This window comes from Nocardioides albidus (assembly GCF_006335005.1).
Classification (GTDB): domain Bacteria; phylum Actinomycetota; class Actinomycetes; order Propionibacteriales; family Nocardioidaceae; genus Nocardioides; species Nocardioides albidus.
In genome coordinates, this window is sequence record NZ_VDMP01000024.1 from 389,790 (window position 1) to 413,473 (window position 23,684).

23 protein-coding genes are annotated in these 23,684 nt (G+C 71.8%); 14 read left to right on the forward strand and 9 right to left on the reverse strand.

All coding sequences use genetic code 11. From position 1 onward, the window contains the following. Window positions 1-92: 92 nt before the first annotated feature. Window positions 93-1,856, forward strand: a complete 1,764-nt coding sequence (arc, locus tag FHP29_RS12765; protein ID WP_139623221.1) for a proteasome ATPase — start codon at window positions 93-95, stop codon at window positions 1,854-1,856. A 178-nt stretch (window positions 1,857-2,034) separates the two neighbouring features. Here arc and FHP29_RS12770 read toward each other — a convergent pair whose 3' ends face one another. Then, complete coding sequence (locus tag FHP29_RS12770; RefSeq protein ID WP_139623222.1) at window positions 2,035-2,853, reverse strand: DUF1206 domain-containing protein; 819 nt, start codon at window positions 2,851-2,853, stop codon at window positions 2,035-2,037. An 85-nt stretch (window positions 2,854-2,938) separates the two neighbouring features. Here FHP29_RS12770 and dop point away from each other — a divergent pair, with 85 nt between their 5' ends. Genes dop through prcA form a run of 4 tightly spaced genes read left to right on the forward strand, consistent with a single transcriptional unit; the run spans window position 2,939 to window position 6,416 of the window. Next, window positions 2,939-4,447: a depupylase/deamidase Dop gene (gene dop, locus FHP29_RS12775; RefSeq protein WP_139623223.1), complete on the forward strand. Its 1,509-nt coding sequence runs from the start codon at window positions 2,939-2,941 to the stop codon at window positions 4,445-4,447. A gap of 35 nt (window positions 4,448-4,482) precedes the next feature. Continuing rightward, window positions 4,483-4,680: a ubiquitin-like protein Pup gene (locus FHP29_RS12780; RefSeq protein ID WP_139623224.1), complete on the forward strand. Its 198-nt coding sequence runs from the start codon at window positions 4,483-4,485 to the stop codon at window positions 4,678-4,680. A gap of 6 nt (window positions 4,681-4,686) precedes the next feature. After that, window positions 4,687-5,541 carry a proteasome subunit beta gene (gene prcB, locus FHP29_RS12785; protein WP_139623225.1) on the forward strand — a complete coding sequence of 285 codons (855 nt, stop codon included), beginning with the start codon at window positions 4,687-4,689 and terminating at the stop codon, window positions 5,539-5,541. After that, a complete protein-coding gene (prcA, locus tag FHP29_RS12790; RefSeq protein WP_139623226.1) occupies window positions 5,538-6,416 on the forward strand; it encodes a proteasome subunit alpha in 879 nt (292 codons plus the stop codon). Before prcB ends, prcA begins: the two co-directional genes overlap by 4 nt. A gap of 47 nt (window positions 6,417-6,463) precedes the next feature. On the opposite strand, the gene FHP29_RS12795 is transcribed toward prcA, so the two are convergent. Then, the gene (locus FHP29_RS12795; protein ID WP_139623227.1) at window positions 6,464-7,897 is read right to left on the reverse strand and encodes an FAD-dependent oxidoreductase; all 1,434 of its coding nucleotides are present in this window, start codon (window positions 7,895-7,897) and stop codon (window positions 6,464-6,466) included. 44 nt (window positions 7,898-7,941) lie between these two features. Here FHP29_RS12795 and pafA point away from each other — a divergent pair, with 44 nt between their 5' ends. The 8 genes from pafA to FHP29_RS12835 all read left to right on the forward strand — a co-directional run bounded on the left by pafA (window position 7,942) and on the right by FHP29_RS12835 (window position 17,288). Beyond that, window positions 7,942-9,303: a Pup--protein ligase gene (pafA, locus tag FHP29_RS12800; protein ID WP_139623228.1), complete on the forward strand. Its 1,362-nt coding sequence runs from the start codon at window positions 7,942-7,944 to the stop codon at window positions 9,301-9,303. A 95-nt stretch (window positions 9,304-9,398) separates the two neighbouring features. Beyond that, window positions 9,399-10,511, forward strand: a complete 1,113-nt coding sequence (locus FHP29_RS12805; protein WP_240044492.1) for an FKBP-type peptidyl-prolyl cis-trans isomerase — start codon at window positions 9,399-9,401, stop codon at window positions 10,509-10,511. Beyond that, a complete protein-coding gene (locus FHP29_RS12810) occupies window positions 10,492-11,454 on the forward strand; it encodes a helix-turn-helix transcriptional regulator (protein WP_139623230.1) in 963 nt (320 codons plus the stop codon). Before FHP29_RS12805 ends, FHP29_RS12810 begins: the two co-directional genes overlap by 20 nt. After that, the gene (locus FHP29_RS12815) at window positions 11,451-12,461 is read left to right on the forward strand and encodes a helix-turn-helix transcriptional regulator (RefSeq protein WP_139623231.1); all 1,011 of its coding nucleotides are present in this window, start codon (window positions 11,451-11,453) and stop codon (window positions 12,459-12,461) included. Before FHP29_RS12810 ends, FHP29_RS12815 begins: the two co-directional genes overlap by 4 nt. A 78-nt stretch (window positions 12,462-12,539) precedes the next feature. Next, the gene (gene tatA, locus FHP29_RS12820; protein ID WP_158296559.1) at window positions 12,540-12,794 is read left to right on the forward strand and encodes a twin-arginine translocase TatA/TatE family subunit; all 255 of its coding nucleotides are present in this window, start codon (window positions 12,540-12,542) and stop codon (window positions 12,792-12,794) included. A gap of 71 nt (window positions 12,795-12,865) precedes the next feature. Next, window positions 12,866-13,633 (forward strand): twin-arginine translocase subunit TatC, encoded by a 768-nt coding sequence (gene tatC / locus FHP29_RS12825; protein ID WP_240044477.1) that lies wholly within the window; start codon window positions 12,866-12,868, stop codon window positions 13,631-13,633. Continuing rightward, window positions 13,633-14,502 carry a diacylglycerol kinase gene (locus tag FHP29_RS12830; protein ID WP_139623233.1) on the forward strand — a complete coding sequence of 290 codons (870 nt, stop codon included), beginning with the start codon at window positions 13,633-13,635 and terminating at the stop codon, window positions 14,500-14,502. The genes tatC and FHP29_RS12830 overlap by 1 nt, the downstream gene beginning before the upstream one ends. Then, window positions 14,499-17,288 (forward strand): DEAD/DEAH box helicase, encoded by a 2,790-nt coding sequence (locus FHP29_RS12835; RefSeq protein ID WP_139623234.1) that lies wholly within the window; start codon window positions 14,499-14,501, stop codon window positions 17,286-17,288. The genes FHP29_RS12830 and FHP29_RS12835 overlap by 4 nt, the downstream gene beginning before the upstream one ends. Here FHP29_RS12835 and FHP29_RS12840 read toward each other — a convergent pair. Genes FHP29_RS12840 through FHP29_RS12870 form a run of 7 tightly spaced genes read right to left on the reverse strand, consistent with a single transcriptional unit; the run spans window position 17,285 to window position 22,723 of the window. Beyond that, on the reverse strand, window positions 17,285-18,037 hold the full coding sequence (locus FHP29_RS12840) for an urease accessory protein UreD (protein ID WP_139623235.1): 753 nt from the start codon (window positions 18,035-18,037) through the stop codon (window positions 17,285-17,287). The genes FHP29_RS12835 and FHP29_RS12840 overlap by 4 nt on opposite strands. Further along, window positions 18,021-18,728: an urease accessory protein UreG gene (gene ureG / locus FHP29_RS12845; protein ID WP_139623236.1), complete on the reverse strand. Its 708-nt coding sequence runs from the start codon at window positions 18,726-18,728 to the stop codon at window positions 18,021-18,023. The genes FHP29_RS12840 and ureG overlap by 17 nt, the downstream gene beginning before the upstream one ends. Further along, the gene (locus tag FHP29_RS12850; RefSeq protein ID WP_139623237.1) at window positions 18,721-19,380 is read right to left on the reverse strand and encodes an urease accessory protein UreF; all 660 of its coding nucleotides are present in this window, start codon (window positions 19,378-19,380) and stop codon (window positions 18,721-18,723) included. The genes ureG and FHP29_RS12850 overlap by 8 nt, the downstream gene beginning before the upstream one ends. Window positions 19,381-19,394: 14 nt before the next feature. Then, on the reverse strand, window positions 19,395-21,101 hold the full coding sequence (locus tag FHP29_RS12855; RefSeq protein ID WP_139623238.1) for an urease subunit alpha: 1,707 nt from the start codon (window positions 21,099-21,101) through the stop codon (window positions 19,395-19,397). Further along, on the reverse strand, window positions 21,094-21,432 hold the full coding sequence (gene ureB, locus FHP29_RS12860) for an urease subunit beta (RefSeq protein WP_240044478.1): 339 nt from the start codon (window positions 21,430-21,432) through the stop codon (window positions 21,094-21,096). The genes FHP29_RS12855 and ureB overlap by 8 nt, the downstream gene beginning before the upstream one ends. A 10-nt stretch (window positions 21,433-21,442) precedes the next feature. After that, window positions 21,443-21,745, reverse strand: coding sequence for an urease subunit gamma (locus FHP29_RS12865; protein WP_139623239.1), 303 nt, complete (start codon window positions 21,743-21,745; stop codon window positions 21,443-21,445). A 60-nt stretch (window positions 21,746-21,805) separates the two neighbouring features. Beyond that, a complete protein-coding gene (locus FHP29_RS12870) occupies window positions 21,806-22,723 on the reverse strand; it encodes a 5'-3' exonuclease (protein ID WP_139623240.1) in 918 nt (305 codons plus the stop codon). 27 nt (window positions 22,724-22,750) lie between these two features. On the opposite strand from FHP29_RS12870, the gene FHP29_RS12875 reads away from it, so the two are divergent. After that, window positions 22,751-23,215, forward strand: a complete 465-nt coding sequence (locus tag FHP29_RS12875; protein WP_139623241.1) for an Lrp/AsnC family transcriptional regulator — start codon at window positions 22,751-22,753, stop codon at window positions 23,213-23,215. Window positions 23,216-23,684 lie beyond the last annotated feature (469 nt).

Here is a 23,684-nt window from a genome sequence, read left to right on the forward strand (position 1 = left end):
TTCGGCCCGCGACATGCGGTTGGGGACCAAACCGCATCAATCACTTCCCCGCACCACCGGCCCGAGTAATGTCGGTGACAAGGAGGTGTGCCATGACGAGCATGGGTGAAGGCACGACCGGCGGACACCACTCCCCGAGCCGTGAGGAGCTCGAGGACCAGGTGCGCTACCTCGAGGAGGAGGTGCGGGACCTGCGCCACCGCCTGGTCGACTCGCCGGGCGGCGCCGCCCGGTCGCTCGAGGCCCGACTCGCCGAGGCCCAGCGGTCCCTGGCGGCGGTGACCTCGCAGAACGAGCGGCTCGCCGGGACGCTGCGCGATGCCCGCGACCAGATCCTGAAGCTGAAGGAGGAGGTCGACCGGCTGGCCCAGCCGCCGGCGGGCTTCGGCACCTTCCTCCAGCGCAACGACGACGACACCGTCGACGTCTTCACCGGCGGCCGCAAGCTGCGGGTGACCGCCAGTCCCGCTGTCGACCTCGACACGCTCCAGCGTGGCCAGGAGGTCATGCTCAACGAGTCCCTCAACGTGGTCGCCGCGTTCGAGTACGAGACGGTCGGCGAGGTCGTCATGCTGAAGGAGGTCCTGGCCGACGGCGAGCGCGTCCTGGTCATCGCCAATGCCGACGAGGAGCGGGTCGTCCGCCTGGCCGAGCCGCTGCTCACCGAGACCCTGCGCGCCGGCGACTCGCTGCTGCTCGACTCGCGAGCCGGCTACGTCTACGAGAAGGTGCCGAAGTCGGAGGTCGAGGAACTGGTCCTCGAAGAGGTCCCCGACATCACCTACGAGATGATCGGCGGCCTCGGCAACCAGATCGAGATGATCCAGGACGCCGTCGAGCTGCCCTACCTCTACCCCGAGCTGTTCGCCGAGCACGAGCTCAAGCCGCCCAAGGGGATCCTGCTCTACGGCCCCCCGGGCTGCGGCAAGACGCTGATCGCGAAGGCCGTCGCCAACTCGCTGGCCAAGAAGGTCGCCGCCAAGACCGGTCAGGAGGGGAAGTCCTACTTCCTCAACATCAAGGGCCCCGAGCTCCTCAACAAGTACGTCGGCGAGACCGAGCGGCACATCCGCCTGGTCTTCCAGCGGGCGCGGGAGAAGGCGAGCACCGGTACGCCGGTCATCGTGTTCTTCGACGAGATGGACTCGCTGTTCCGCACCCGCGGCTCGGGCGTGTCCTCCGACGTCGAGAACACCATCGTCCCGCAGCTGCTCAGCGAGATCGACGGTGTCGAGCTGCTCGAGAACGTGCTCGTGATCGGCGCGTCCAACCGCGAGGACATGATCGACCCGGCGATCCTGCGGCCCGGTCGTCTCGACGTGAAGATCAAGATCGAGCGCCCCGACGCGGAGTCGGCCCGCGACATCTTCAGCAAGTACCTCACCGCCAACCTGCCGCTCCACGCCGACGACCTGCGCGAGTTCGGCGGCGACCGGCAGGCCGCGGTGGGCGGGATGATCCAGGCGACGGTCGAGCGGATGTACTCCGAGACCGAGGAGAACCGCTTCCTCGAGGTGACCTACGCCAACGGCGACAAGGAGGTCCTCTACTTCAAGGACTTCAACTCCGGCGCCATGATCCAGAACATCGTCGACCGCGCGAAGAAGATGGCCATCAAGGACTTCCTCGACCACGACCAGAAGGGACTCCGGGTCTCCCACCTGCTGCAGGCGTGCGTCGACGAGTTCAAGGAGAACGAGGACCTGCCCAACACCACCAACCCCGACGACTGGGCGCGGATCTCGGGCAAGAAGGGCGAGCGGATCGTGTTCATCCGCACCCTCATCACCGGCAAGCAGGGCACCGAGCCGGGCCGTTCGATCGACACGGTCAGCGACACGGGCCAGTACCTCTGACCGCTGTTGGTGCCCTCGCCTAGGGTGGGCGGGTCATCACCCGACCATCCGGAGGAGCCCCCCACATGAAGAAGCTCATCATCGTCGCCCTCGTCGCGCTCGGCGTCACCGCCGCCGTCAAGGTCGCGAAGAGCCGCTGACTCCCGCGTGCCGGGCCCCCGGGGCCCGGCACGTCCGCTCAGCCTCCGCGCAGGAAGCGCGCGCGCACGATGTGGAAGGCGCCGTAGCAGGCCAGGCCGGCCGCCACGACGAGCATCAGGGCCGGTCCGAACGGCTCGTCCCGGAACCTCGCGATGGCCTGGTCCAGGCCGCCCGACTTCGACGGGTCGTGGGTCACCGCGCTCCACACGAACATCCCGGCCAGCACGAGGAACGCCACGCCCCGGGCGACGTACCCGACGCGGGCGAGCACCGTGACGACCCGGCCGACGGCGCCGGTGCGGCCCTCGATGTCGAGGCCTCTGCGCCAGCGCCCGGTCACGACGTGGACGAAGCTCAACACGCCGACACCGGCGAGTGCGAGCGCGATGAGCACCACGACCGTCCGCCCGAACGGCAGCTCCATGAGGCGACCGGTCACGCCTCCTCCGCTGCCGCTGGCGTGACCGCTGGCGACCCGGACCGCCAGGACCGCCAGCACGCCGAAGACCACGCCCCGGCCCGCTGACGCGGCGCGACCCGCCCAGCGCCGCAGGCCGTCCTCGTCGCGATGGCCGCCGACGGCCTGGCAGGCCTCCCACACCACCAGCCCGGCCAGACCCGCCGCGGCCAGCCAGAGCACGACGGCGCCCAGCGGCTGCTCGCGCACCTGCTCCAGCGCACCCTGTCCCGACGCCGAGCCGGTGGGGCGGCCCAGCGCGGCCTGTCCGGCCAACCAGCCGATGAGGATGTAGACGACGCCGTACGCCGCCATGCCGGCGCGGGCGGCGCCGCTGACCGCCGGATGGTCCCGCGCCTCTCGCGCGGCCTCCTCGGTCTCGTCCCGCGCATCGGCCAACGACCTCACCCCCGTCCCTGTCCGCTACCCGAACGGCGTCCCGGCATCCCGCCGGAGCACAGGGTGCACGCCGTAGGCTGGACGCATGAGCGTGCGCCGCGTGATGGGCACCGAGGTGGAGTACGGCATCTCGGTCCAGGGCCAGCCGACCGCCAACCCGATGGTGGCGTCGTCACAGGTCGTCAACGCCTACGCGAGCGCCACCGTGCGCGCCCGCCGGGCCCGCTGGGACTTCGAGGAGGAGTCGCCGCTGCGCGACGCCCGCGGCTTCGACATGTCGCGCCAGATCGCCGACCCCAGCCAGCTCACCGACGAGGACCTCGGCCTGGCCAACGTCATCCTCACCAACGGCGCCCGGCTCTACGTCGACCACGCCCACCCGGAGTACTCCACGCCCGAGGTCGTCAGTCCCCTCGACGTCGTCCGCTGGGACAAGGCGGGGGAGCAGGTCATGCTCGACGCCGCCCGGCGCGCGCAGCAGCTGCCGGGCAATCCCGCGATCGTGCTCTACAAGAACAACACCGACAACAAGGGCGCCTCGTACGGCGCGCACGAGAACTACCTCATGCGCCGCTCGACGCCCTTCGCGGACATCGTGCGCCACCTGACCCCCTTCTTCGTCAGCAGGCAGGTGTTCTGCGGCGCCGGACGGGTCGGCAAGGGCCAGGACGGTCGCGACCACGGCTTCCAGATCAGCCAGCGCGCCGACTTCTTCGAGGTCGAGGTCGGCCTCGAGACCACCCTGAAGCGGCCGATCATCAACACCCGCGACGAGCCGCACGCGGATCCGGAGAAGTACCGCCGCCTGCACGTGATCATCGGCGACGCCAACCTGGCCGAGGTCGCGACGTACCTCAAGGTCGGCACGACCTCATTGGTGCTGGCGATGATCGAGGACCAGTTCATCACCCGGGACCTGGCCGTCGACACCCCGGTCGCGGCTCTGCGCGCGGTCTCCCACGACCCGAGCCTGCGGCAGACCGTGACGATGGCGGACGGGCGCAAGCTGACCGGCATCCAGCTGCAGCTGGAGTTCCTCGACCTGGCCAAGAAGTACGTCGAGGACCGCTACGGCGCCGACGCCGACGCCCAGACCGTCGACGTCCTGGCCCGGTGGGAGGACGTCCTCGCGCGGCTGGAGTCCGACCCGATGTCGCTGGCCGACCAGCTCGACTGGGTGGCGAAGCTGAAGCTCATCGAGCAGTACCGCTCGCGCGACGCGCTGGCCTGGGACGACGCGAAGCTGCAGCTGATCGACTACCAGTACTCCGACATCCGGCCCGAGAAGGGTCTCTACCACCGTCTCGTCGGGGCCGGCCGGATCCAGCGGCTGCTCACCGACGACGACGTCGAGCAGGCGATGACCAACCCGCCGGAGCAGACCCGGGCCTACTTCCGCGGCCGCTGCCTGGAGAAGTACGCCTCCGACATCGCCGCGGCGTCGTGGGACTCGGTCATCTTCGACCTGCCCGGGCGTGAGTCGCTCCAGCGGGTGCCGACCATCGACCCGCTGCGCGGCAGCAAGGCGCACGTCGGCGAGCTGATCGACCGGTGTGCCACCGCCGACGAGTTGGTCCGCGCCCTCAGCCGTTAGCCCCGCGCTCGGGGCGGAGTGGATAGGCTGGCGTCATGGCCCAGGAGCAGAAGCAGCCGCGCAAGTCCGAGGAGACGGAGGAGACGACCGAGGTCGCCCCCGAGTCCGACGTGGCCGAGCGCAAGGAGGCCCTCGACGACGACGTCGACGCGATCCTCGACGAGATCGACGACGTGCTCGAGACCAATGCCGAGGACTTCGTGAAGTCGTTCATCCAGAAGGGCGGCGAGTAGCCCTCGATGAGCGACGCACGCATCCCGGGCGCCTTCCTGCGCCCCGGGACCTCCTCCTTCAGCGACTTCCTGGCCGAGAACGCGCCCGACCTGCTGCCGGCGCGGCGCTCGCTGCCGGCGGGCTCGGCGGCCGAGATCGCTCCGCACGGCACGACCATCGTCGCGGTCACCTTCCCCGGCGGACTGGTGATGGCCGGCGACCGGCGCGCCACGATGGGCAACGTCATCGCGCAGCGCGACATCCAGAAGGTCTTCCCGGCCGATGAGTACTCCGTGGTCGGCATCGCCGGCACCGCCGGACTCGCCGTCGAGATGGTCCGGCTGTTCCAGGTCGAGCTCGAGCACTACGAGAAGATCGAGGGCTCGATCCTCTCCCTCGACGGCAAGGCCAACCGGCTCTCTGCACTCATCCGCGCCAACCTCGGCATGGCCATGCAGGGCCTCGCCGTCGTCCCGATGTTCGCCGGCTACGACCTCGACAGCGGCACCGGCCGGATCTTCGGGTACGACGTCACCGGCGGCCGCCACGAGGAGGCGTCCTTCTTCACCGTCGGCTCGGGCTCGCTGTTCGCCCGCGGCGCGCTGAAGAAGCTCTACCGCGACGACCTGTCGTCCGACGACGCCGTCCGGGTGTGCCTGCAGGCGCTGTACGACGCCGCGGACGACGACTCCGCCACCGGCGGTCCGGACCTGACCCGCCGGATCTTCCCGATCGTCTGGGTGGTCACGGCCGACGGCGCCGTCCAGCTCGACGAGGCGGCCATCGGCGCGCTCGCCGACGAGGTGGTCGGTGCCCGGATGGCACGGCCCGACGGACCGCTGGCCCCCCTGCCCGGCGGCGGAGAGGAGGCGCAGGCATGAGCACCCCGTTCTACGTCTCGCCCGAGCAGCTCATGAAGGACCGGGCGGACTTCGCGCGCAAGGGCATCGCCCGCGGCCGGTCGCTGGCCGCCGTCCAGTACGCCGACGGCGTCCTGCTCGTCACCGAGAACCCCTCGCAGGCCCTGCACAAGGTCTCCGAGCTCTACGACCGGCTCGCGTTCGCCGCGGTCGGCCGCTACAACGAGTTCGAGAACCTGCGCATCGCCGGCGTCCGGCTCGCCGACATGCGCGGGTACGCCTACGACCGCCGCGACGTGACCGGCCGCGGACTCGCGAACGCCTACGCCCAGACCCTCGGCACGATCTTCTCCTCCGGCGGCGAGAAGCCCTACGAGGTGGAGATCTTCGTCGCCGAGGTCGGGGCCACCGCGGCCGACGACCAGATCTACCGCCTCACCTACGAGGGCCGGGTCGCCGACGAGCACGGCTTCGCGGTGATGGGCGGCGACAGCGAGACCGTGTCGACCTACCTGTCGGAGCACTACACGCCCGGCGCCTCGCTCGGCGAGGCCCTCACCGTGGCCGTCGCCGCGCTCGGTCACACCGGCGACGGCGACCGGGTCATCCCGGTCGAGGACCTCGAGGTCGCCGTCCTCGACCGCACCCGCTCGCAGCCGCGGAAGTTCTCCCGGCTGCGCCCCGCCCGGGTCGCCGAGCTGCTCGGCCCCCGCGGCACCCCCGAGCACGCCGCGCCCCTTCCCGACGACGGCGCACCCGGCACGGGCGCGACCACCTCGAGCACCGACGACCCCGCCGACCCCACCGACCAGGTCTCCGGCAACGTCGCCCCCTTGGAGAACCCGAGCACGGGCGAGCCACCTTCGGGTGAGCCGCCCGTCGCCCCGCCCCTGTAGCTGGGCACTGGGTCGAATTGATGCGGTTCGGTCCCAAACCGCATCAATCACCGCAGCGGCCGAACCGCCGGCCCCTCCAGCACCGACCCGTCGGCCGCGAACCGCGACCCGTGGAGGGGGCAGTCCCAGGAGTCCTCGGCGTCGTTCCAGGTGAGGACAGCGCCGAGGTGGGTGCACAGGGGAGGGCGGTCGGCGGCGAGCAGGCGGCCGGCGTGTCCGCAGGCCATCTGCCAGCCGACCTCGGCGTTCACGACGGCGGCGCGCCCGGCGGCGAGGACCTCCCGGGGTGCCCAGGTCCGCAGCGCCCGGCCCCACGAGGGCGGCTCACCGCCCAGCAGGTCGGCGGCCAGCAGCAGCGCGGCGGCGGGTGCGGTGGACAGGCCCCACTTGTCCATCCCGGTGACGACCTGGATCCGGTGGTCGCCGGGGACGGCGGGGCCGACATAGGGGAGTCCGTCGATCGGGGACTGGTCCTGGGCGGACCAGACGTGGCGCACCTCGGAGCCGGGGAAGGTCTCGCGCGCCCAGGCGAGCAGCCGGTCGAGCCGCTCGCCGGCCGACCCGCGCCCGGTGACATGTCCCGAGCCGCCCACCATGAGCAGCTCCTCGTCCGCGCCGTCACGGACCGAGCGCAGCGACCGGACCTGCTGGTCCGACGACAGGTGCATCCCGTCGGGCACCCAGTCGGAGGTCAGCGTCGCCGCGTAGGAGCGCTGGGGCTGGAGGCGGGCGAAGAAGCCGCCGCGCATCATCGCGGGCTGGTTGGTCGCCATCACGACCGCCGTGGCGCGCACCTCGGCCCCTTCGGTGCGCACCACCACCTCGTCGTCGGCCCGGTCGACCGCCTCGACCCGCGTGGCCTCGCGGATGACGCCGCCCTCCGCGACGACCTCCGCGACCAGCGCGACCAGCAGCTCCATGGCATCGAGCTGGAACTGGTCCTCCAGCCGCACCGCGCCCAACACCTCGAAGGGCAGCTCCGTGGACCGGGTCCAGGTGACGTCGAGCCCCGAGGTCCGCGCCGCGGCGAGCTCGCCCTGGGCCCGCAGCATGCCGATCCGGGTGGTCGCGTACGTCGTCGCGTGCCGCGGCTCGACCCCCACACCGTGCTCGACGCAGAACCGCCGCAGCCAGGCCTGGCCCTCCCGCCCGGCCTCCACGTAGTCCACGTAGGCGCGGGCGACCGACGGCGGGTTGCGACGCAGGACGCGGCTCATCTTGGTGCCCTGCAGCAGGCTGACCTTCCCGGTCGTGTGCCCGGTCGTGCCGTCACCGATCCGGCGCGCCTCGAGCACGACCACGGACCGTCCGCCCCGGGCCAGGAGGAGGGCGCAGAGCAGACCGCACAGGCCGCCGCCGACCACCGCGACGTCGTACGACGCCGACTCGGCGAGCGGCGGGAAGGGCCCGGGCCGCGGCCGGCCGAACCAGACCGGGGCGCTGGCGGACGGACGAGGTGAGAAGTCTTCGGGCGCGTTCATGCTGGTTCAGTACCCCGCGCGCACCACAGCAGTAATGTTCTGACATGGACCGTCGTATCTTCGGCATCGAGAACGAGTACGGCGTCACGTGCACCTTCCGCGGACAGCGACGCCTGAGCCCCGACGAGGTGGCGCGCTACCTCTTCCGCAAGGTCGTCAGCTGGGGGCGCAGCAGCAACGTGTTCCTCCGCAACGGCGCCCGGCTCTACCTCGACGTGGGCAGCCACCCGGAGTACGCCACGCCGGAGTGCGACGACGTGACCGAGCTGGTCACCCACGACAAGGCGGGGGAGCGGGTCCTCGAGGGCCTGCTGCTCGACGCGGAGCAGCGCCTGCACGACGAGGGGATCGCGGGCGAGATCTACCTGTTCAAGAACAACACCGACTCCGCGGGCAACTCCTACGGCTGCCACGAGAACTACCTGGTGAGTCGGGCCGGCGAGTTCTCGCGGCTGGCCGACATCCTCATCCCGTTCCTGGTGACCCGCCAGATCATCGTCGGCGCCGGGAAGGTGACCCAGACGCCGCGCGGGACCAGCTATTCGGTCAGCCAGCGCGCCGAGCACATCTGGGAGGGCGTGAGCAGCGCGACCACCCGCAGCCGCCCGATCATCAACACCCGAGACGAGCCGCACGCCGACGCGGAGAAGTACCGCCGCCTGCACGTCATCGTCGGCGACTCCAACATGAGCGAGACGACGACGATGCTCAAGGTCGCCTCCTGCGACCTCGTGCTGCGGATGATCGAGGAGGGCGTGGTGATGCGCGACCTCACCATGGAGAACCCGATCCGGGCGATCCGGGAGATCTCCCACGACGTCACCGGGCGGCGCAAGATCCGCCTGGCCAACGGCCGCGAGGCCAGCGCGCTCGACATCCAGGGCGAGTACCTCTCCAAGGCGCGGGACTTCGTCGACCGGCGTGCGATCTCGACGCCGGTCATCGAGCGTGCGCTGGACCTGTGGGAGCGGGGTCTCAAGGCGGTCGAGTCGGACGACCTCGGTCTGGTCGACCGGGAGATCGACTGGGTCATCAAGTGGAAGCTGATCGACCGCTACCGCGCCAAGCACGGCATCCCGCTCAGCCACCCTCGGGTCGCCCAGCTCGACCTCGCCTACCACGACATCCACCGCGGCCGCGGCCTCTACTACCTGCTCGAGAAGCGCGGCGCCGTGGCGCGGGTCGCCAGCGATCTCAAGATCTTCGAGGCGAAGTCGGTCCCGCCGCAGAACACCCGGGCCCGCCTGCGGGGCGAGTTCATCCGTCGCGCGCAGGAGCGGCGCCGCGACTTCACGGTCGACTGGGTGCACCTCAAGCTCAACGACCAGGCGCAGCGCACCGTGCTGTGCAAGGACCCGTTCCGGGCGTACGACGAGCGCGTGCAACGCCTGATCGACGGCATGTGAACACACGGGGGCGCCGCACCCGTGGCCCCCCGCTGGGACCTCCGCCCCCAGACCCCTGTTCTGCTGGGCGCTGTGGGTAAGGTTTGCGCGTGCTGATGCGCCTGCGACGTCCCTCCGTGCTCCTCCTCTCCTCCCTGCTGCCGGCGAGCCTGGTGCTCGCGGCCTGCGGCGGGTCCGACTCCGACGAGGCCAAGGGTCTCGACGCGGTGACGGTCAGCGGCCCGGTCGGTGAGACGCCCACGCTCGACTGGAAGTCGGTCATGACCGCCGAGAAGCCGAAGGCGAAGGTCCTCACGGACGGCGACGGCGAGGCGCTGGAGAAGGGCGACGTCGTACGCGTCGAGTTCACCCTCGCCGACGGCTGGACCCACAAGATCGCCTACGACAGCTACGCCCCCGAGTCGCTCAGCACCCTGGTCACGGTCGGCACCGAGAAGGAACCGCAGAGCCTCACCGACCTGCTCTCCCTCGGCTTCGCCGACCAGATCAAGGCGGGCCAGAAGATCGGCAGCCGGATGGCCGTCACCGTCGGCAGCGAGGAGGTCTTCGGCGACTACCTCGGCAGCCAGGCCGCCGGGCTGCTCGCCGGCCTCGACATCGGCAACGAGGACGGTCTGCTCTTCGTCGCCGACATCGCCGGGCTCGCCGGGCCGGAGGGCACCGACGAGGCGGCGCCGGCCTGGGCGCCGAAGATCGTCGAGGAGAACGGCGTGCCCACCGGCCTGGACTTCACGGGCGCGCCGAAGCCGAGTGGCAAGCTCGAGGTCGCGACCCTGACCAAGGGCACCGGGCCGGCGGTGACCAAGGGCCAGACGATCCTGGCCAACTACCTCGGCCAGATCCCCGGCGCCGAGAAGCCCTTCGACGCCAGCTACCCCAAGGGCAGCGCCCTGGAGGCCGTCGTCGGCGGCAAGGGCGCCTCGGTCGTCAAGGGCTGGTCGAAGGCCCTCGTCGGTCTGCCCGTCGGCAGCCGGGTGCTGATCCAGATCCCGCCGAAGCTCGGGTACGGCGACAAGGCGCAGGGCGAGGACATCCCGGCCAACTCCACCCTCTACTTCGTCGTCGACATCCTCGACGCCGCCGACACGCCGCCGGCCCCGGAGCCCGCCCCCGCGGACACGGCCGCCCCGACCGACGGCGCCGCCCCGACCGACGGCGCGACCACCCCCAGCGTCGAGCCGAGCACGGATGCCAGCACCGAAGAGTGAGCGCCTCCTCAACCTGCTGATCATGCTCCTGGTGCAGCGCAGGCCGATCGCCAAGGAGCGGATCCGCGAGCTGCTGTACCCCGACTCCCGCCCGGACGCCTTCGAGAAGATGTTCGAGCGGGACAAGGAGGAGCTGCGCAGTCTCGGCGTCCCCATCGAGGTCGCCACGATCGACCCTCTCTTCGAGGACGAGGTCGGCTACCGGATCCCACCCGAGGCGTTCGCGCTGCCCGATGTCGAGCTCACCCAGGAGGAGGCGGCCGTCGTCGGCATCGCCTCGCGCGTGTGGCAGCACGCCACCATGGCCCAAGCCACCACGGACGCCGTCCGCAAGCTGACCGCCGCCGGGATCGACGTCGACCTCGACGCGCTGGAGATCGCCCGGCCGCTGCTGACCGCCGAGGAGCCCGCGTTCGAGCGATGCTGGGTGGCCGTGTGCGAGCGCACCGCGATCGAGTTCGACTACCAGCGCCCCGACGCCGACGCTCCGATGCGCCGCCGGGTCCAGCCCTGGGGCGTCGTGCGCTACTCCGGGCGCTGGTATCTCGTCGGGTACGACGCCGACCGCCGCGCCGAGCGCGTGTTCCGCCTCTCCCGCGTCCAGGGCGAGGTGCGCCTCGTCGGACCGCCCGGCGCCTACGACGTCCCGCCGGAGACCGACGTGCGCCAGATCGCCCGCCGGATGGCACCCCCCATGCCCACCACCACCGCCGTGCTCCTGGTGCGTGAGGGGGCCGGCCACGGCCTGCGCCGCGCCGCGGAGCGGATCGAGGTCGGCGTCGCGGGCCCTGACGACCACACCGGCTGGGACCGCCTGGTGCTCGTCCGCCCGACCCAGGGCCTCGCCGACGAGGTGCTCTCGCACGGTCCCGACGTCGTCCTCGTCGAGCCCGTGGCGGTGCGCGAGCAGGTCGTCGCGCGACTCACGCAGGCGCTCTCGTGAGCCGGCAGACCCCGGCGCCGGGGGCGCGCGACCAGGTGGCCCGGCTGCTGACGCTGGTGCCGTTCCTGCACCACCGCGACGGTGTGCGGCTGGAGGAGGCGGCGGCCCTGCTCGGTACGACGCCGAAGCAGGTCGTGCAGGATCTCAAGGTCCTGTTCATGTGCGGTCTGCCCGGTGGGCTGCCGGACGACCTGATCGACGTGGACCTCGACGCGATCGTCACCGAGGAGGGGAGCCCGGTCACCGAGGGGGTGATCCGGGTGGAGAACGCCGACTACCTCGCGCGGCCCCTGCGGCTGAGCGCGACCGAGGCCTCGGCCATGATCGTGGCGCTGCGGATGCTCCGCGACACCGGTTCGGCGGGTGCCACGCCCGAGCTGGTCGACCGGGTCCTGGCCAAGCTGGAGGCTGCCGCGGGGGCGCCGCACGTCGAGATCACCCCGTCCCCGCGCGACGCGCAGCAGGTCCGGGTCGCGCAGCTGACGGCGCTGGTCGACGAGGCGGTCGCCCGGGGCGTCCAGCTCCGGCTGCTCTACTTCGTGCCCTCCCGCGACGAGGAGTCGGAGCGGGTGGTGGACCCGTACGGCGTGGTCGCGCACGGCGTCTTCTCCTATCTCGACGCCCACTGCCACCGCGCCGAGGACGACCGGCTGTTCCGCCTCGACCGGATCACGAAGGCCGAGCTGCTTCCCTCACCGCGGACCACTCCCGCGCGAGCGCCGAGGGATCTCGCCGAGGGGCTCTTCAACGACGACGCCACCCCGGACGCCACCGTGGTCACCCTCCGACTCGAACCGCCCGCGACCTGGGCGACCGACTACTACCCGATGCGCGACGTCCGCCCCCGGGAGGATGGCTCCGCGGAGGTCGACCTCGTCGTGGTGGACCGCCGGTGGCTGACCCGGCTGCTGCTGCGCCTGGCCCCGCACGCGACGGTGGTGCGGCCCGCAGAGTTCACCGAGACGTTCACTGCCCGTGCACAGGAGACCCTCAGTCTCTACCGGTGACAGGGGCGTAGCATGGACCCTGACCGCAGAACCCCGACGATCGAGAGTTGGTCCACGCCGATGTTTCCCCTGATCGGAATGCCCCAGGGCGCCGAGTGGCTCATCATCCTGGCGATCGTGGTGCTGGTCTTCGGCGCCGCGAAGCTTCCCGACCTGGCGCGCGGCACGGGCCAGGCACTGCGGATCTTCAAGGCGGAGACCAAAGGTCTGCGCGACGACGAGGACGAGAAGAAGCCGACCAAGCCGGCCGGTGAGCTCAACGCCGCCGACGCCCGCCTCGACGACGTGACCGAGGCCGAGATCGTCGACGAGCGCCGCGAGAACAACGCCTGACCTTGGCTCGCACGGGTCTTCTCAAGCTCTTCATCGGAAAGCCCGTCCATCCCGTCGGCGACGACGGACGGATGGCGCTGTCCGACCACCTGCGGGAGTTGCGCGCCCGCGTCCTCAAGGGCGCCTTCGTGCTGCTCGCCGCCTTCGTGGTGGCGCTCTTCTTCTTCGACCCGATCTTCGCGATCGTCAACGAGCCCTACCAGCAGGCGCGAGAGTCGCTCGGTCACGACCGGACGATCGCGACCACCAGCGGGGTGGCGGGCGGCTTCCTGCTCTACCTCAAGCTGTGCGGGCTGGCCGCGGTGATCGGAACCAGCCCGTTCTGGCTCTACCAGATCTGGGCGTTCGTGCTGCCCGGGCTGCACTCCAACGAGAAGCGCTGGACGATCCTGTTCGCCATCATCGCCGGCCCGCTGTTCATCGGCGGGATCGCCCTGGGCTATCTCACCCTGCCCAAGGGCCTGGAGATCCTGATCGGGTTCACCCAGGCCGATCTCACCAACCTGGTCGAGTTCAACGACTACCTGAGCTTCTTCACCCGGACCCTGCTCGTCTTCGGGATCGCGTTCGAGATCCCGGTGTTCGTCGTCCTGCTCAACATGGCCGGCGTGGTCAAGGGCAAGGCGCTGGGTGCGTCGCGGCCGTGGATCATCGTGGGCTCGTTCGTGTTCGCCGCGATCGCCACCCCGTCGGGCGACCCGTTCACCATGACGTTCATGGCGGTGCCGATGGTGGTGCTGTTCTTCATCTCCGAGGTGATCGCCCGCCTCAACGACCGCCGCCGCGCCGGGCGGACGATCAACGCGGGTCTCTCGCCCGACGAGGCCAGCCCGCTCTGATGCCCCGCGCGATCGTCCTCACCAACCCGACGTCCGGCAAGGGACAGGGCGCCCGGGTGCGCGACGAGGCTCTCCCGCGCTTCCACGCCGCCGGCTGGCGGACGACGTCCCTCACCGGCCGCGACGCGGACGACACCCTCGACCTGGCCCGGGTCGCCGCCGCCGAGAAGCCCGACGCGCTCGTCGTGTGCGGCGGCGACGGCATGGTCAACATCGGGATCCAGGCCGTGGCCGGCACCGGCATCCCGCTCGGCATCCTGCCGGCCGGCACCGGCAACGACTTCGCCCGCTACTTCGACCTGCCGCTGCGCAGCGGGGCCGCGGCCGCCGTACGGATCCTCCACGGCAGTCCGCGCACCGTGGACCTCGGCCGGATCGGAGACCGCTACTTCGGCGGGGTCCTCGCCGCCGGCTTCGACGCGGTCGTCAACGAGCGCGCCAACCGGATGCGCTGGCCGCGCGGCCAGATGCGCTACAACCTCGCCACCCTCGCCGAGCTGCGCACCTTCCGGCCGCTGCGCTACGTCCTCGAGCTCGACGGGGTCGAGCGACAGGTCGAGGCGATGCTCGTCGCCGTCGGCAACGGCCCGTCCTTCGGCGGCGGGCTGCGGATCACCCACGGCGCCCAGCTCGACGACGGACTGCTCGACGTCGTCCTGATCAAGCCGATGAGCCGCCGCGAGCTGGTCCGGACCTATCCGAAGCTGTTCGACGGGAGCCACGTGACCCATCCGCAGTACGAGCGCCATCGGGTCCGCCGGGTGACCATCGCCTCCTCCGGCATCGTGGGGTACGCCGACGGCGAGCGGTTCGGCCCCCTGCCGCTGAGTGTCGAGACCGTCCCCGGCGCCCTGCAGGTGATGGCGTGAGCGACTCGACGAGCGGGTCCGAGGAGCTCGGTCCGGCCGAGCGCTACGCGTCGTACCGCAAGGATCGCGGCCACCCGGTCTTCCGCGACTTCGCCGCCGGCTACTCGTTCCCGCTCGACGACTTCCAGGTCGAGGGCTGCAAGGCGGTCGAGGACGGAGACGGCGTGCTCGTCGCCGCCCCGACCGGCGCCGGCAAGACGGTGGTGGGGGAGTTCGCGGTCCACCTGGCGCTCGAGACCGACCGCAAGTGCTTCTACACGACGCCGATCAAGGCACTGTCCAACCAGAAGTACGCCGACCTGGCCGCCCGCTACGGCAAGGAGAAGGTCGGCCTGCTCACCGGCGACACCACGATCAACGGTGAGGCGCCGGTGGTCGTGATGACGACCGAGGTGCTGCGCAACATGCTCTACGCGCGCTCCCGCACCCTCGTCGGGCTGGGGTTCGTGGTGATGGACGAGGTGCACTACCTCGCCGACCGCTCCCGCGGCGCGGTCTGGGAGGAGGTCATCATCCACCTCCCCGAGTCGGTCTCGGTCATCTCGCTGTCGGCCACGGTCTCCAACGCCGAGGAGTTCGGCGAGTGGCTCGAGACGGTGCGCGGCTCGACCCGCACCATCGTGGCCGAGCGCCGCCCGGTGCCGCTGTTCCAGCACGTGATGGTGGGTCGCCGGCTGCTCGACCTGTTCGCCTCCACCGACGTCGACGCCTCGGCCGGGTTCGTGCGCGAGGGCGCCCCGGTCAACGACGAGCTGGTGAAGCTCGCCCGCGACGACTGGGCCTCGACCCGGCTCAAGGGCCACCGCACCCCCAAGGGGTCCCGGCCGGGCGGACCGGGCAGCCGCAACGTCGGCACCGGGCGCCGGATCTGGATCCCCGGCCGCCTCGACGTGATCGACCGTCTGCAGCGCGACAACCTGCTGCCGGCCATCGACTTCATCTTCAGCCGCGCCGGCTGCGACGCCGCCGTCCAGCAGTGTCTCGACGCCAACCTGCGCCTCACCTCGCCCGAGGAGCGCGACGAGGTCATCAGGTACGTCGAGCGCACCCTCGGCGGGCTGCCGTCGGCCGACCTCCACGTCCTCGGCTACCACGACTTCCTCGACGCCGCCTCCCGCGGCGTGGCGGCCCACCACGCCGGGATGCTGCCGGCGTTCAAGGAGTGCGTCGAGGAGCTCTACCTGCGCGGGCTGATCAAGATCGTCTTCGCGACCGAGACCCTCGCCCTCGGCATCAACATGCCCGCCCGCACGGTCGTGCTGGAGAAGCTCAGCAAGTGGAACGGCGAGACCCACGCCGACATCACACCGGGGGAGTACACCCAGCTCACCGGCCGGGCCGGTCGACGCGGCCTCGACGTCGAGGGGCACGCCGTCGTGCTCTGGCAGCCGGGGATGAACCCGCGCGAGCTGGCCGGACTGGCCTCCACCCGCACCTACCCGCTGCGCTCGAGCTTCCGGCCGTCGTACAACATGGCGGTCAACCTCGTGCACTCCTACGGCCGCCACCAGGCCCGCGAGCTGCTCGAGCAGTCCTTCGCCCAGTTCCAGGCCGACCGGGCCGTCGTCGGGCTCGCCCGGCAGCTGCGCAAGGCCGAGGAGGCGCTGGCCGGGTACGCCGACGCCGCGCAGTGCCATCTCGGCGACTTCATGGAGTACGCCGCCCTGCGCCGCCGCATCTCGGAGCTGGAGAAGGAGTCGAGCCGGGCGCGCCGCCACGACCGCCGCGACGAGGCGATGGCCTCGCTCGAGCGGCTCGAGCCCGGTGACGTCATCGTCGTACCGGTCGGCAAGTTCGCCGGGCCGGCCGTGGTCGTCGATCCCGGCCTGTCGGAGCAGGGCCACCGGCCGCTGGTCATCACCGCGGAGCGTCAGGGGCGGCGCCTGGCGATGATGGACTTCCCGACCCCGGTCGAGGCCGTCGCCCGGATCAAGCTCCCCAAGCGGGTCGACGCGCGCAACCCGCACCAGCGCAAGGACATCGCCCAGCAGGTCCGCGAGGCGGTGCGCGCACTGCCCCTGTCGGTGACGAAGCCGCGGGCCGAGCGCGGCCCCGTCGACGAGGACACCGCACGTGAAATCCAGGCGCTGCGCGCGCAGGTGCGCGAGCACCCGTGCCACGGCTGCGCCGACCGCGAGGACCACGCCCGCTGGGCCGAGCGACACGCCAAGCTGAGGAAGGACGCCGACGTCCTCGCCCAGCGCATCGAGCGGCGCACCAACACCGTGGCCCGCACCTTCGACCGGGTCTGCGAGGTCCTCGAAGCCCTCGACTACCTGCATGACGACGAGGTCACCGAGCGCGGGCGCGGCCTGATGCGGATCTACTCCGAGCTCGACCTGGTCGCCGCCGAGTCGCTGCGCACCGGCCTGTGGGACGACCTCACCCCGTCCCAGCTCGGCGCCGTCCTCTCCGCCCTCGTCTACGAGGCCCGTCGGCCCGAGGACGGTCCCTCGAACGTGCCCGGCGGCGCGATCGCGGTGACCATCGAGGCGATGACCCGGCTGTGGGCCGACCTGGAGCGTCTCGAGCGCGAGCACCGGCTCGACTTCCTCCGCAGGCCGGACCCCGGATTCGCCTGGACCGCCTGGCGCTGGGCCGAGGGCCAGGAGCTCGACGAGATCATCACCCGCAACGACCAGACCGCCGGCGACTTCGTGCGCCAGATGAAGCAGCTCATCGACTTCGCCGGCCAGATCGCCGACGCCGCCGCCGGTACGCCGGTGCGCGACGCTGCGCGACAGCTGGTCCGGCTGCTGCGCCGCGGGATCGTCGCCGGCGACTAGCCCTCCCCGGGACCGACCCCGCTTCGGACCGCACCCCAGGCCCCCGTCAGGTCCGCCTCGTGCGCCTGGACGCCGAGGCGGCGCCACAGCGTGCCGCCGGCCTCCAGGTCGTAGCGGTCCGCCTCGGCTCCGGCAGGGGCGGGCGCGCCCACGAGGAGGACGGACGTCATCACGCGGTGGCCCCCGAGCAGCGCCGGTGCGGTCAGTGCGTCGAAGGTGAGGTCCTCGACGAGGACCGGCCCCGCGCCGGTGACGATCTCGGTCGACTGGTGCACGCGTCCCGGCTCCTCGCCGTGGCGGCCCAGGACGAGGGACTCGCGCAGCGCCAGGACAGCGCCGTCGCGGAGCCGGATCCGGGTGCTCCGGGTGACGGCCGCCCCGGCGGCCACGACGAAGGGCTCACCGGCCCAGGTCAGCACCGCGCCCCGACCGAGGGTGATCCGCACGTCCCAGATCGCCCGGCCGCCCCGCATGTCGAAGGCCACCGTTCCTCCCGGCTCGACCAGGTCGAGACGGAGGCCGGCGTCCACGGCGAGGTCGACCTCGACCCGGTCACCGGCCAACAGCAGCGCACCCTCGGGCACCAGCGACACCCGGGCGGACGTCGCGTCGTGGTGGACCAGCACCGGCCGCAGCGAGGACGCGGTGGGGTCGGAGAGCGTGACCGTGGTCCGCACCCGACAGCGGCCGGTGTCGGCGGGGCTGACCCGCACCCGGGTGCGGGCGGTGCGCTCAGTGCTGGTGAGCATGCACGTGACGCGCCATCGGGCCCGGGTCGACGGGGACGTGGATGCCGGCCGCCCGGCTGCGCCGGACGTCGTCGACCCACGCCACGAGCGCGTCGATGCTCGCCCGGTCGGTGCGGGACAGCCCGATCACGGGTCGCTCGCCCCGCGCCGACGTGGCGTCGGCGAGCATCCGGGCCACGTCCACGCCGACGTACGGCGCCAGGTCGGTCTTGTTGACGACGAGCAGGTCGGCCCGCTCGATCCCGGGACCGCCCTTGCGGGCGACGTCGCCGCCGCCGGCGACGTCGAGGACGAAGACCTGGGCGTCGACGAGTGCCGGCGAGAACGTGGCGGTGAGGTTGTCGCCGCCGGACTCGATCAGCACCAGGTCCAGGCCCGCGAACTCCTCCTCCAACTCCTCCACGGCCGTCAGGTTGGCGCTGATGTCGTCGCGGATCGCGGTATGGGGGCAGGCGCCGGTCTCGACGGCGCGGATCCGCTCCGGAGCCAGGACGCCGGCTGAGCGCAGGAACCGGGCGTCCTCGTCGGTGTAGATGTCGTTGGTCACGACGGCGAGCTCGAGGCGTCCGGCCAGCTCACGGCACAGGAGCGCGATGAGCGAGCTCTTGCCGGTGCCGACCGGCCCGCACACGCCGAGCCGGAGCGGGCGGGAGGGCCGGCCGGCAGGGCCGGGATGGGTGTGCTCAGGCACGGAACAACCTCCTGGTGGTGGCGGCGTGATCCTGTGCCCACGCCTCGATCTGGGGGGCCGAGCACGCCGGGATGTCCGACGGCAGCTCGGCCCAGGAGACGGCGCGCTCCACCTCGGCCACACCGGGCAGAGCCTCCACGACCCAGCCGGCGACGGTCACCGGGTCGAGCGGAAGGAGCTTGAGCGCGGCGGCGCAGACGGTCTGGACGTCGTCGTAGGCCACCAGGCGGGCCAGCGACCCGGCGCCGAGCCCGAGCCCGGCGGCGACGGCCCCGAGGACGGTCGCCCGGCTCGGCCGCGCGAGGTCGTCGAGCGGCCGGGCGACGTCGGGCCAGGTCCGGCGCACGAATCGTAGGAGCGCGCGGGCCTGCACCCGGGACGCGTCGCGCAGGGCCGGAGACACCGTGCGCGCGGCCCAGGCCCGCTCCACCGGATCGAGCGGGCCGCGTCGCTCCACGGTCGCGCGGGCCACCACGGCGGTGCCCGCCTCGACCCGGGTGCTGCTGAGCAGGCGGGTACGGAGGTAGCCGGGGACGTCAGCGGCTCCCAGCCCTCGGCCCAGCGCGCCCTCCAGTGTGGCGGACTGCGTGTGTCCGCCGACGGGGAGCCGCGCGTCCGCGAGCAGCAGCAGGATGAGCTCCGGATCGGTCATCGTCGCCAGCCCGCCTAGAACATCGAGTAGAGCCGGCCGAGTGGGAGCTCGGCGGCCGGCGCCGGCACGACCCGCTCCCCGTCGACGTCGATCTCGAAGGTCTCCGGGTCGATGTCGATGCGGGGTAGCGCATCGTTGTTCACCATCGACGCCTTGGTGACCGCCCGGGTCGCTCGGACGGCGGCGAGCCGGCGTCGGAGTCCGAGCCGGTCGGCCAGCCCGTCCTCCAGCGCCGCCGGTGCCACGAACGTGACCGCGTGCGCGCTCCCGTCGTCGACCAGGGTCGGTCGCATCACGACCGGCTGCGGCGTCGGGATGGAGGCGTTGGGGTCGCCGAGCGCCCCCCACACCAGCGCTCCCGACTTCATCACCACCTCGGGGCGGATCCCGAAGAACCGCGGGTCCCACAGCACCAGGTCGGCGAGCTTCCCCGGCTCCACGGAGCCGACCTCGTGGTCGATGCCGTGGGCGATCGCCGGGTTGATCGTGTACTTCGCCACGTAGCGCCGGGCCCGCAGGTTGTCGGCGCGGCCGCCGCCCAGGTCGGCGTGGTCGCCGTACCGGTGCTTCATGACGTGCGCGACCTGCCAGGTGCGGCACACCACCTCGCCGATGCGGCCCATGGCCTGGGCGTCCGACGAGGTGATCGACAGCGCGCCGAGGTCGTGCAGCAGGTCCTCTGCAGCGATGGTCGTCGCCCGGATCCGGGACTCGGCGAAGGCGAGGTCCTCGGGCACCTGCGGGTTCAGGTGGTGGCAGACCATCAGCATGTCGAGGTGCTCGGCCACGGTGTTGACGGTGTGCGGCAGCGTCGGGTTGGTGGACCCCGGGATCACGTACGGAAGAGAGGCCACCGTGAGGATGTCGGGGGCGTGGCCCCCACCGGCGCCCTCGGCGTGGAAGGCGTGGATCCCGCGCCCGTCGATCGCGCCGATGGTCGACTCGACGTAGCCGGCCTCGTTGAGGCTGTCGGAGTGCAGCGCGACCTGCAGACCGAACTCGTCGGCCGCCCGCAGCGCCGCGTCGATGGCGGCCGGCGTGGACCCCCAGTCCTCGTGGACCTTGAACCCGGCGGCGCCGGCCAGGGCCTGCTCCGCCAGCCCGGCGGCACTCACGGTGTTGCCCTTGCCCAACAGGAGCACGTTCAGCGGGAGCGTGTCGAGGGCCCGGTGCACGGTCGCCAGATGCCACGCTCCCGGCGTCACGGTGGTCGCCTTCGAGCCCTCGGACGGTCCGGTGCCGCCGCCACCGACCGTGGTGATCCCCGTCGCGAGGGCCTCCACGAGCTGGGAGCGCGACAGGAAGTGCACGTGGACGTCGATCGCGCCCGCGGTGAGGATCCGTCCCTCGCCCGAGACGACGTCGGTGCCCGGACCGATCACGAGGTCCGGATGCACCCCGTCGGCGATGTCGGGGTTGCCCGCTCGGCCGAGGGCGACGATGCGACCGCCACGGACCCCGACGTCGGCGCGGACCACCCCCCAGTGGTCGAGGACCAGCGCGCCCGTGATCACCGTGTCCGGGGCGCCCTCGGCCGAGGTCCGGGTGGACTGCGCCATCGACTCGCGGATCGACTTGCCGCCGCCGAACACCGCCTCCTCGCCGCCGACCACCAGATCCTGCTCGACCTCCAGCCAGAGGTCGGTGTCGCCGAGCCGGACCTGGTCGCCGGTCGTCGGGCCGTAGAGGGCGGCGTACGCGGCGCGGCTGATCTCAACCATCGACGGCGCCGCCGTCCGCCTTGACCTGGATGCCCGGCACCCGTCGTGCGCCCCGCAACGCTACGAGGGCCACCTCCTGCGAGGCCCCCGGCTCGAACCTGCGGGAGGTGCCGGACGGGATGTCCAGCCGGAAGCCGTACGCCGCCGCCCGGTCGAACGCGAGCGCCGCGTTCGCCTCGACGAGGTGCACGTGCGAGCCGACCTGGACCGGGCGGTCGCCGGTGTTGGTCACCACCAGCACCAGCCGCTCGTCGGGTCGCCGGTCGCCGTTGAGGACGACGGATCCCGGCGCGGTCCGCACGGCTCCCGGACCGTCGGTCACGATGCCCACAGCTGCCTCCTCACGGGATCGGGTGGTGCAGGGTGACGAGCTTGCGCCCGTCCTGGAAGGTGGCCTCGACCTGGACGTCGGTGATCATGTCCGCGACGCCGGGCAGCACCTGGCTCCGGTCGAGGACCTCGCGACCGCGTTCCATGAGGTCGGCGACCAGCGCCCCCGCCCGGGCCTCCTCCAGCACCCAGCACGAGAGGAGCGCGACGGCCTCGGGGTAGTTGAGCAGGACGCCGCGGGCCAGGCGGTCCCGGGCGACCATGCCCGCCACGCTCAGCAGCAGCTTCTCGGTGTCGGCGGGTGTCAGGTGCATCTCGGCGATCAACCTAGGAACGGCTGATTTCGGATGGCTACCCGTCCGATGACAGCCGTGTTACGACGCCAGCACCCCGAGGAGCCGCTCGACCGGCGACGACAGCGACCAGCGCTCGACCAGCGCGGCGAGCACGTCGGGGTCGGCCGGCGTCCGGGGGAGCGCGAGGTGCTCACGGGGCAGGTCGATGTCCCGGGCCACTGCGACCACCCGTGGCGCCACCGCGAGGTAGTCGGCGGCGGCGCGGATCTTCATCCGCGGGCCGGGCCCGAGGTCGCTCGCCGGGTCCTCCACGGCCGCGACGATGCCGGCGAGGTCGCCGTACTTCTGCAGCATGCTGGCCGCCGTCTTCTCCCCGACCCCCTTCACACCGGGCAGTCCGTCCGAGGCGTCGCCGCGCAGGGTGGCGAAGTCGGCGTACTGGTCGGCGCGCACGCCGTACTTCTCGACGACCCAGGCCTCGTCGACCCGCTCATGGCGCCCGACCCCCTTGCCGACGTACAGCACGCGGACCCCGGCCGCGTCGTCGACGAGCTGGAACAGGTCGCGGTCACCGGTCACCACGTCCACCGGCATGCCGGCGCCGGTGGCCAGCGTGCCGATCACGTCGTCCGCCTCGTATCCGGGCGCACCGACGACCGCGATCCCGAAGGCCTCGAGCACCTCACGGATGACCGGCACCTGCAGCTCCAGCGGATCGGGCACCTCCTCGACGTCCGGGGCGCCCACGACCTCCTCGACGACCCGGTGCGCCTTGTACGTCGGGATCAGGTCGACGCGCCACTGCGGACGCCAGTCCTCGTCCCAGCAGCAGGCCAGGTGGGTGGGCCGGTACTGATCGGTCAGCTGGGCGATGTAGCCCAGGAGTCCGCGCACCGCGTTCACGTTGGTGCCGTCCGGTGCGAGGATCTCCGGCGAGCCGAAGTAGGCCCGGAAGTACAGGCTGGCCGTATCGAGGAGTAGAAGGCGCTGAGTCATCACGCCGGAGCCTAATAGGGTGGGGCCGTGAGTCAGAGTGGCAATCCAGCGGTCGAGGCCATCGATCGGCAGATCCTGGAACTCCTGGCCAAGGACGGACGCATGTCCTACACCGATCTCGGTCGCGCCACGGGACTGTCCACCTCGGCCGTGCACCAGCGCGTCAAGCGCCTCGAGCAGCGTGGCCTGATCCTCGGCTACGGCGCGACGGTGAACTACGCCGAGATCGGGGTCCCGCTCACCGCGCTGATCTCGATCCGGCCGATCGACCCCTCCCAGCCCGACGACTGCCCGGACCGCCTCGAGGGGCTGCCGGAGATCGAGTCGTGCTGGTCGGTCGCCGGCGAGGAGTCCTACGTCCTCAAGGTGCGCACCACCACGCCCGCCGAGCTCGAGCTCCTCCTCGGCCGGATCCGCTCCGCCGCCAACGTCTCGACCCGCACGACCATCGTGCTCTCGACGTACTACGAGAACCGTCCCGTCGGTCACTGACCCGCCTCTCGGCGCGTCGCCGGCCGACACGCCGAGGATGACCGCCAATTTTGCGGGAATTTCGGCGTCGGGCAGGGCGCACTGACCTGCGAGAACGCGTATCACCGCAGGTCAGGCGGCGGTTGACAGGATGAATGAGGCTTACCAAAGTACGTCAGACGTTCGCTCGTGCAGGTCGTGGCCGGCGGACCGACGTCCGAGTGGCCGTATGTCGGCGGAGTAGCACCAGCTCCGCGCGGGGACGGTTCGCGGAGGTCGGTTCGCCCCTCGAGAGCGAGCCGGAAGGGCCCGGGTCACCCTAGACAACGTCGCGCGCGGCGGCAGCCAGTCGGGAGCCGGGACGGTCCGAAGGTGTCCCGGGTCCCTTCCGCCTGGATGGCGCGAGCGTTTCGTTGGATGGCGCGAGCGCGTCGTCGCTGCGCTCCGCCGCGCTGCCGCGCGCGCAGTCGAGTCCGGTAGGTGGTTGCGT

Coding starts and splice junctions, on each gene's coding strand:
- FHP29_RS12780 (WP_139623224.1), top strand. CDS start 4,483: ATGGCCCAGGAGCAGAAGCAGCCGCGCAAGTCCGAGGAGACGGAGGAG.
- FHP29_RS12865 (WP_139623239.1), bottom strand. CDS start 21,745: ATGCACCTGACACCCGCCGACACCGAGAAGCTGCTGCTGAGCGTGGCG.
- prcB (WP_139623225.1), top strand. CDS start 4,687: ATGAGCGACGCACGCATCCCGGGCGCCTTCCTGCGCCCCGGGACCTCC.
- pafA (WP_139623228.1), top strand. CDS start 7,942: ATGGACCGTCGTATCTTCGGCATCGAGAACGAGTACGGCGTCACGTGC.
- FHP29_RS12850 (WP_139623237.1), bottom strand. CDS start 19,380: ATGACCGATCCGGAGCTCATCCTGCTGCTGCTCGCGGACGCGCGGCTC.
- FHP29_RS12840 (WP_139623235.1), bottom strand. CDS start 18,037: ATGCTCACCAGCACTGAGCGCACCGCCCGCACCCGGGTGCGGGTCAGC.
- tatC (WP_240044477.1), top strand. CDS start 12,866: ATGGCGCTGTCCGACCACCTGCGGGAGTTGCGCGCCCGCGTCCTCAAG.
- tatA (WP_158296559.1), top strand. CDS start 12,540: ATGCCCCAGGGCGCCGAGTGGCTCATCATCCTGGCGATCGTGGTGCTG.
- FHP29_RS12795 (WP_139623227.1), bottom strand. CDS start 7,897: ATGAACGCGCCCGAAGACTTCTCACCTCGTCCGTCCGCCAGCGCCCCG.
- prcA (WP_139623226.1), top strand. CDS start 5,538: ATGAGCACCCCGTTCTACGTCTCGCCCGAGCAGCTCATGAAGGACCGG.
- FHP29_RS12830 (WP_139623233.1), top strand. CDS start 13,633: ATGCCCCGCGCGATCGTCCTCACCAACCCGACGTCCGGCAAGGGACAG.
- arc (WP_139623221.1), top strand. CDS start 93: ATGACGAGCATGGGTGAAGGCACGACCGGCGGACACCACTCCCCGAGC.
- FHP29_RS12870 (WP_139623240.1), bottom strand. CDS start 22,723: ATGACTCAGCGCCTTCTACTCCTCGATACGGCCAGCCTGTACTTCCGG.
- dop (WP_139623223.1), top strand. CDS start 2,939: ATGAGCGTGCGCCGCGTGATGGGCACCGAGGTGGAGTACGGCATCTCG.
- FHP29_RS12810 (WP_139623230.1), top strand. CDS start 10,492: ATGCCAGCACCGAAGAGTGAGCGCCTCCTCAACCTGCTGATCATGCTC.
- FHP29_RS12855 (WP_139623238.1), bottom strand. CDS start 21,101: ATGGTTGAGATCAGCCGCGCCGCGTACGCCGCCCTCTACGGCCCGACG.
- FHP29_RS12805 (WP_240044492.1), top strand. CDS start 9,399: ATGCGCCTGCGACGTCCCTCCGTGCTCCTCCTCTCCTCCCTGCTGCCG.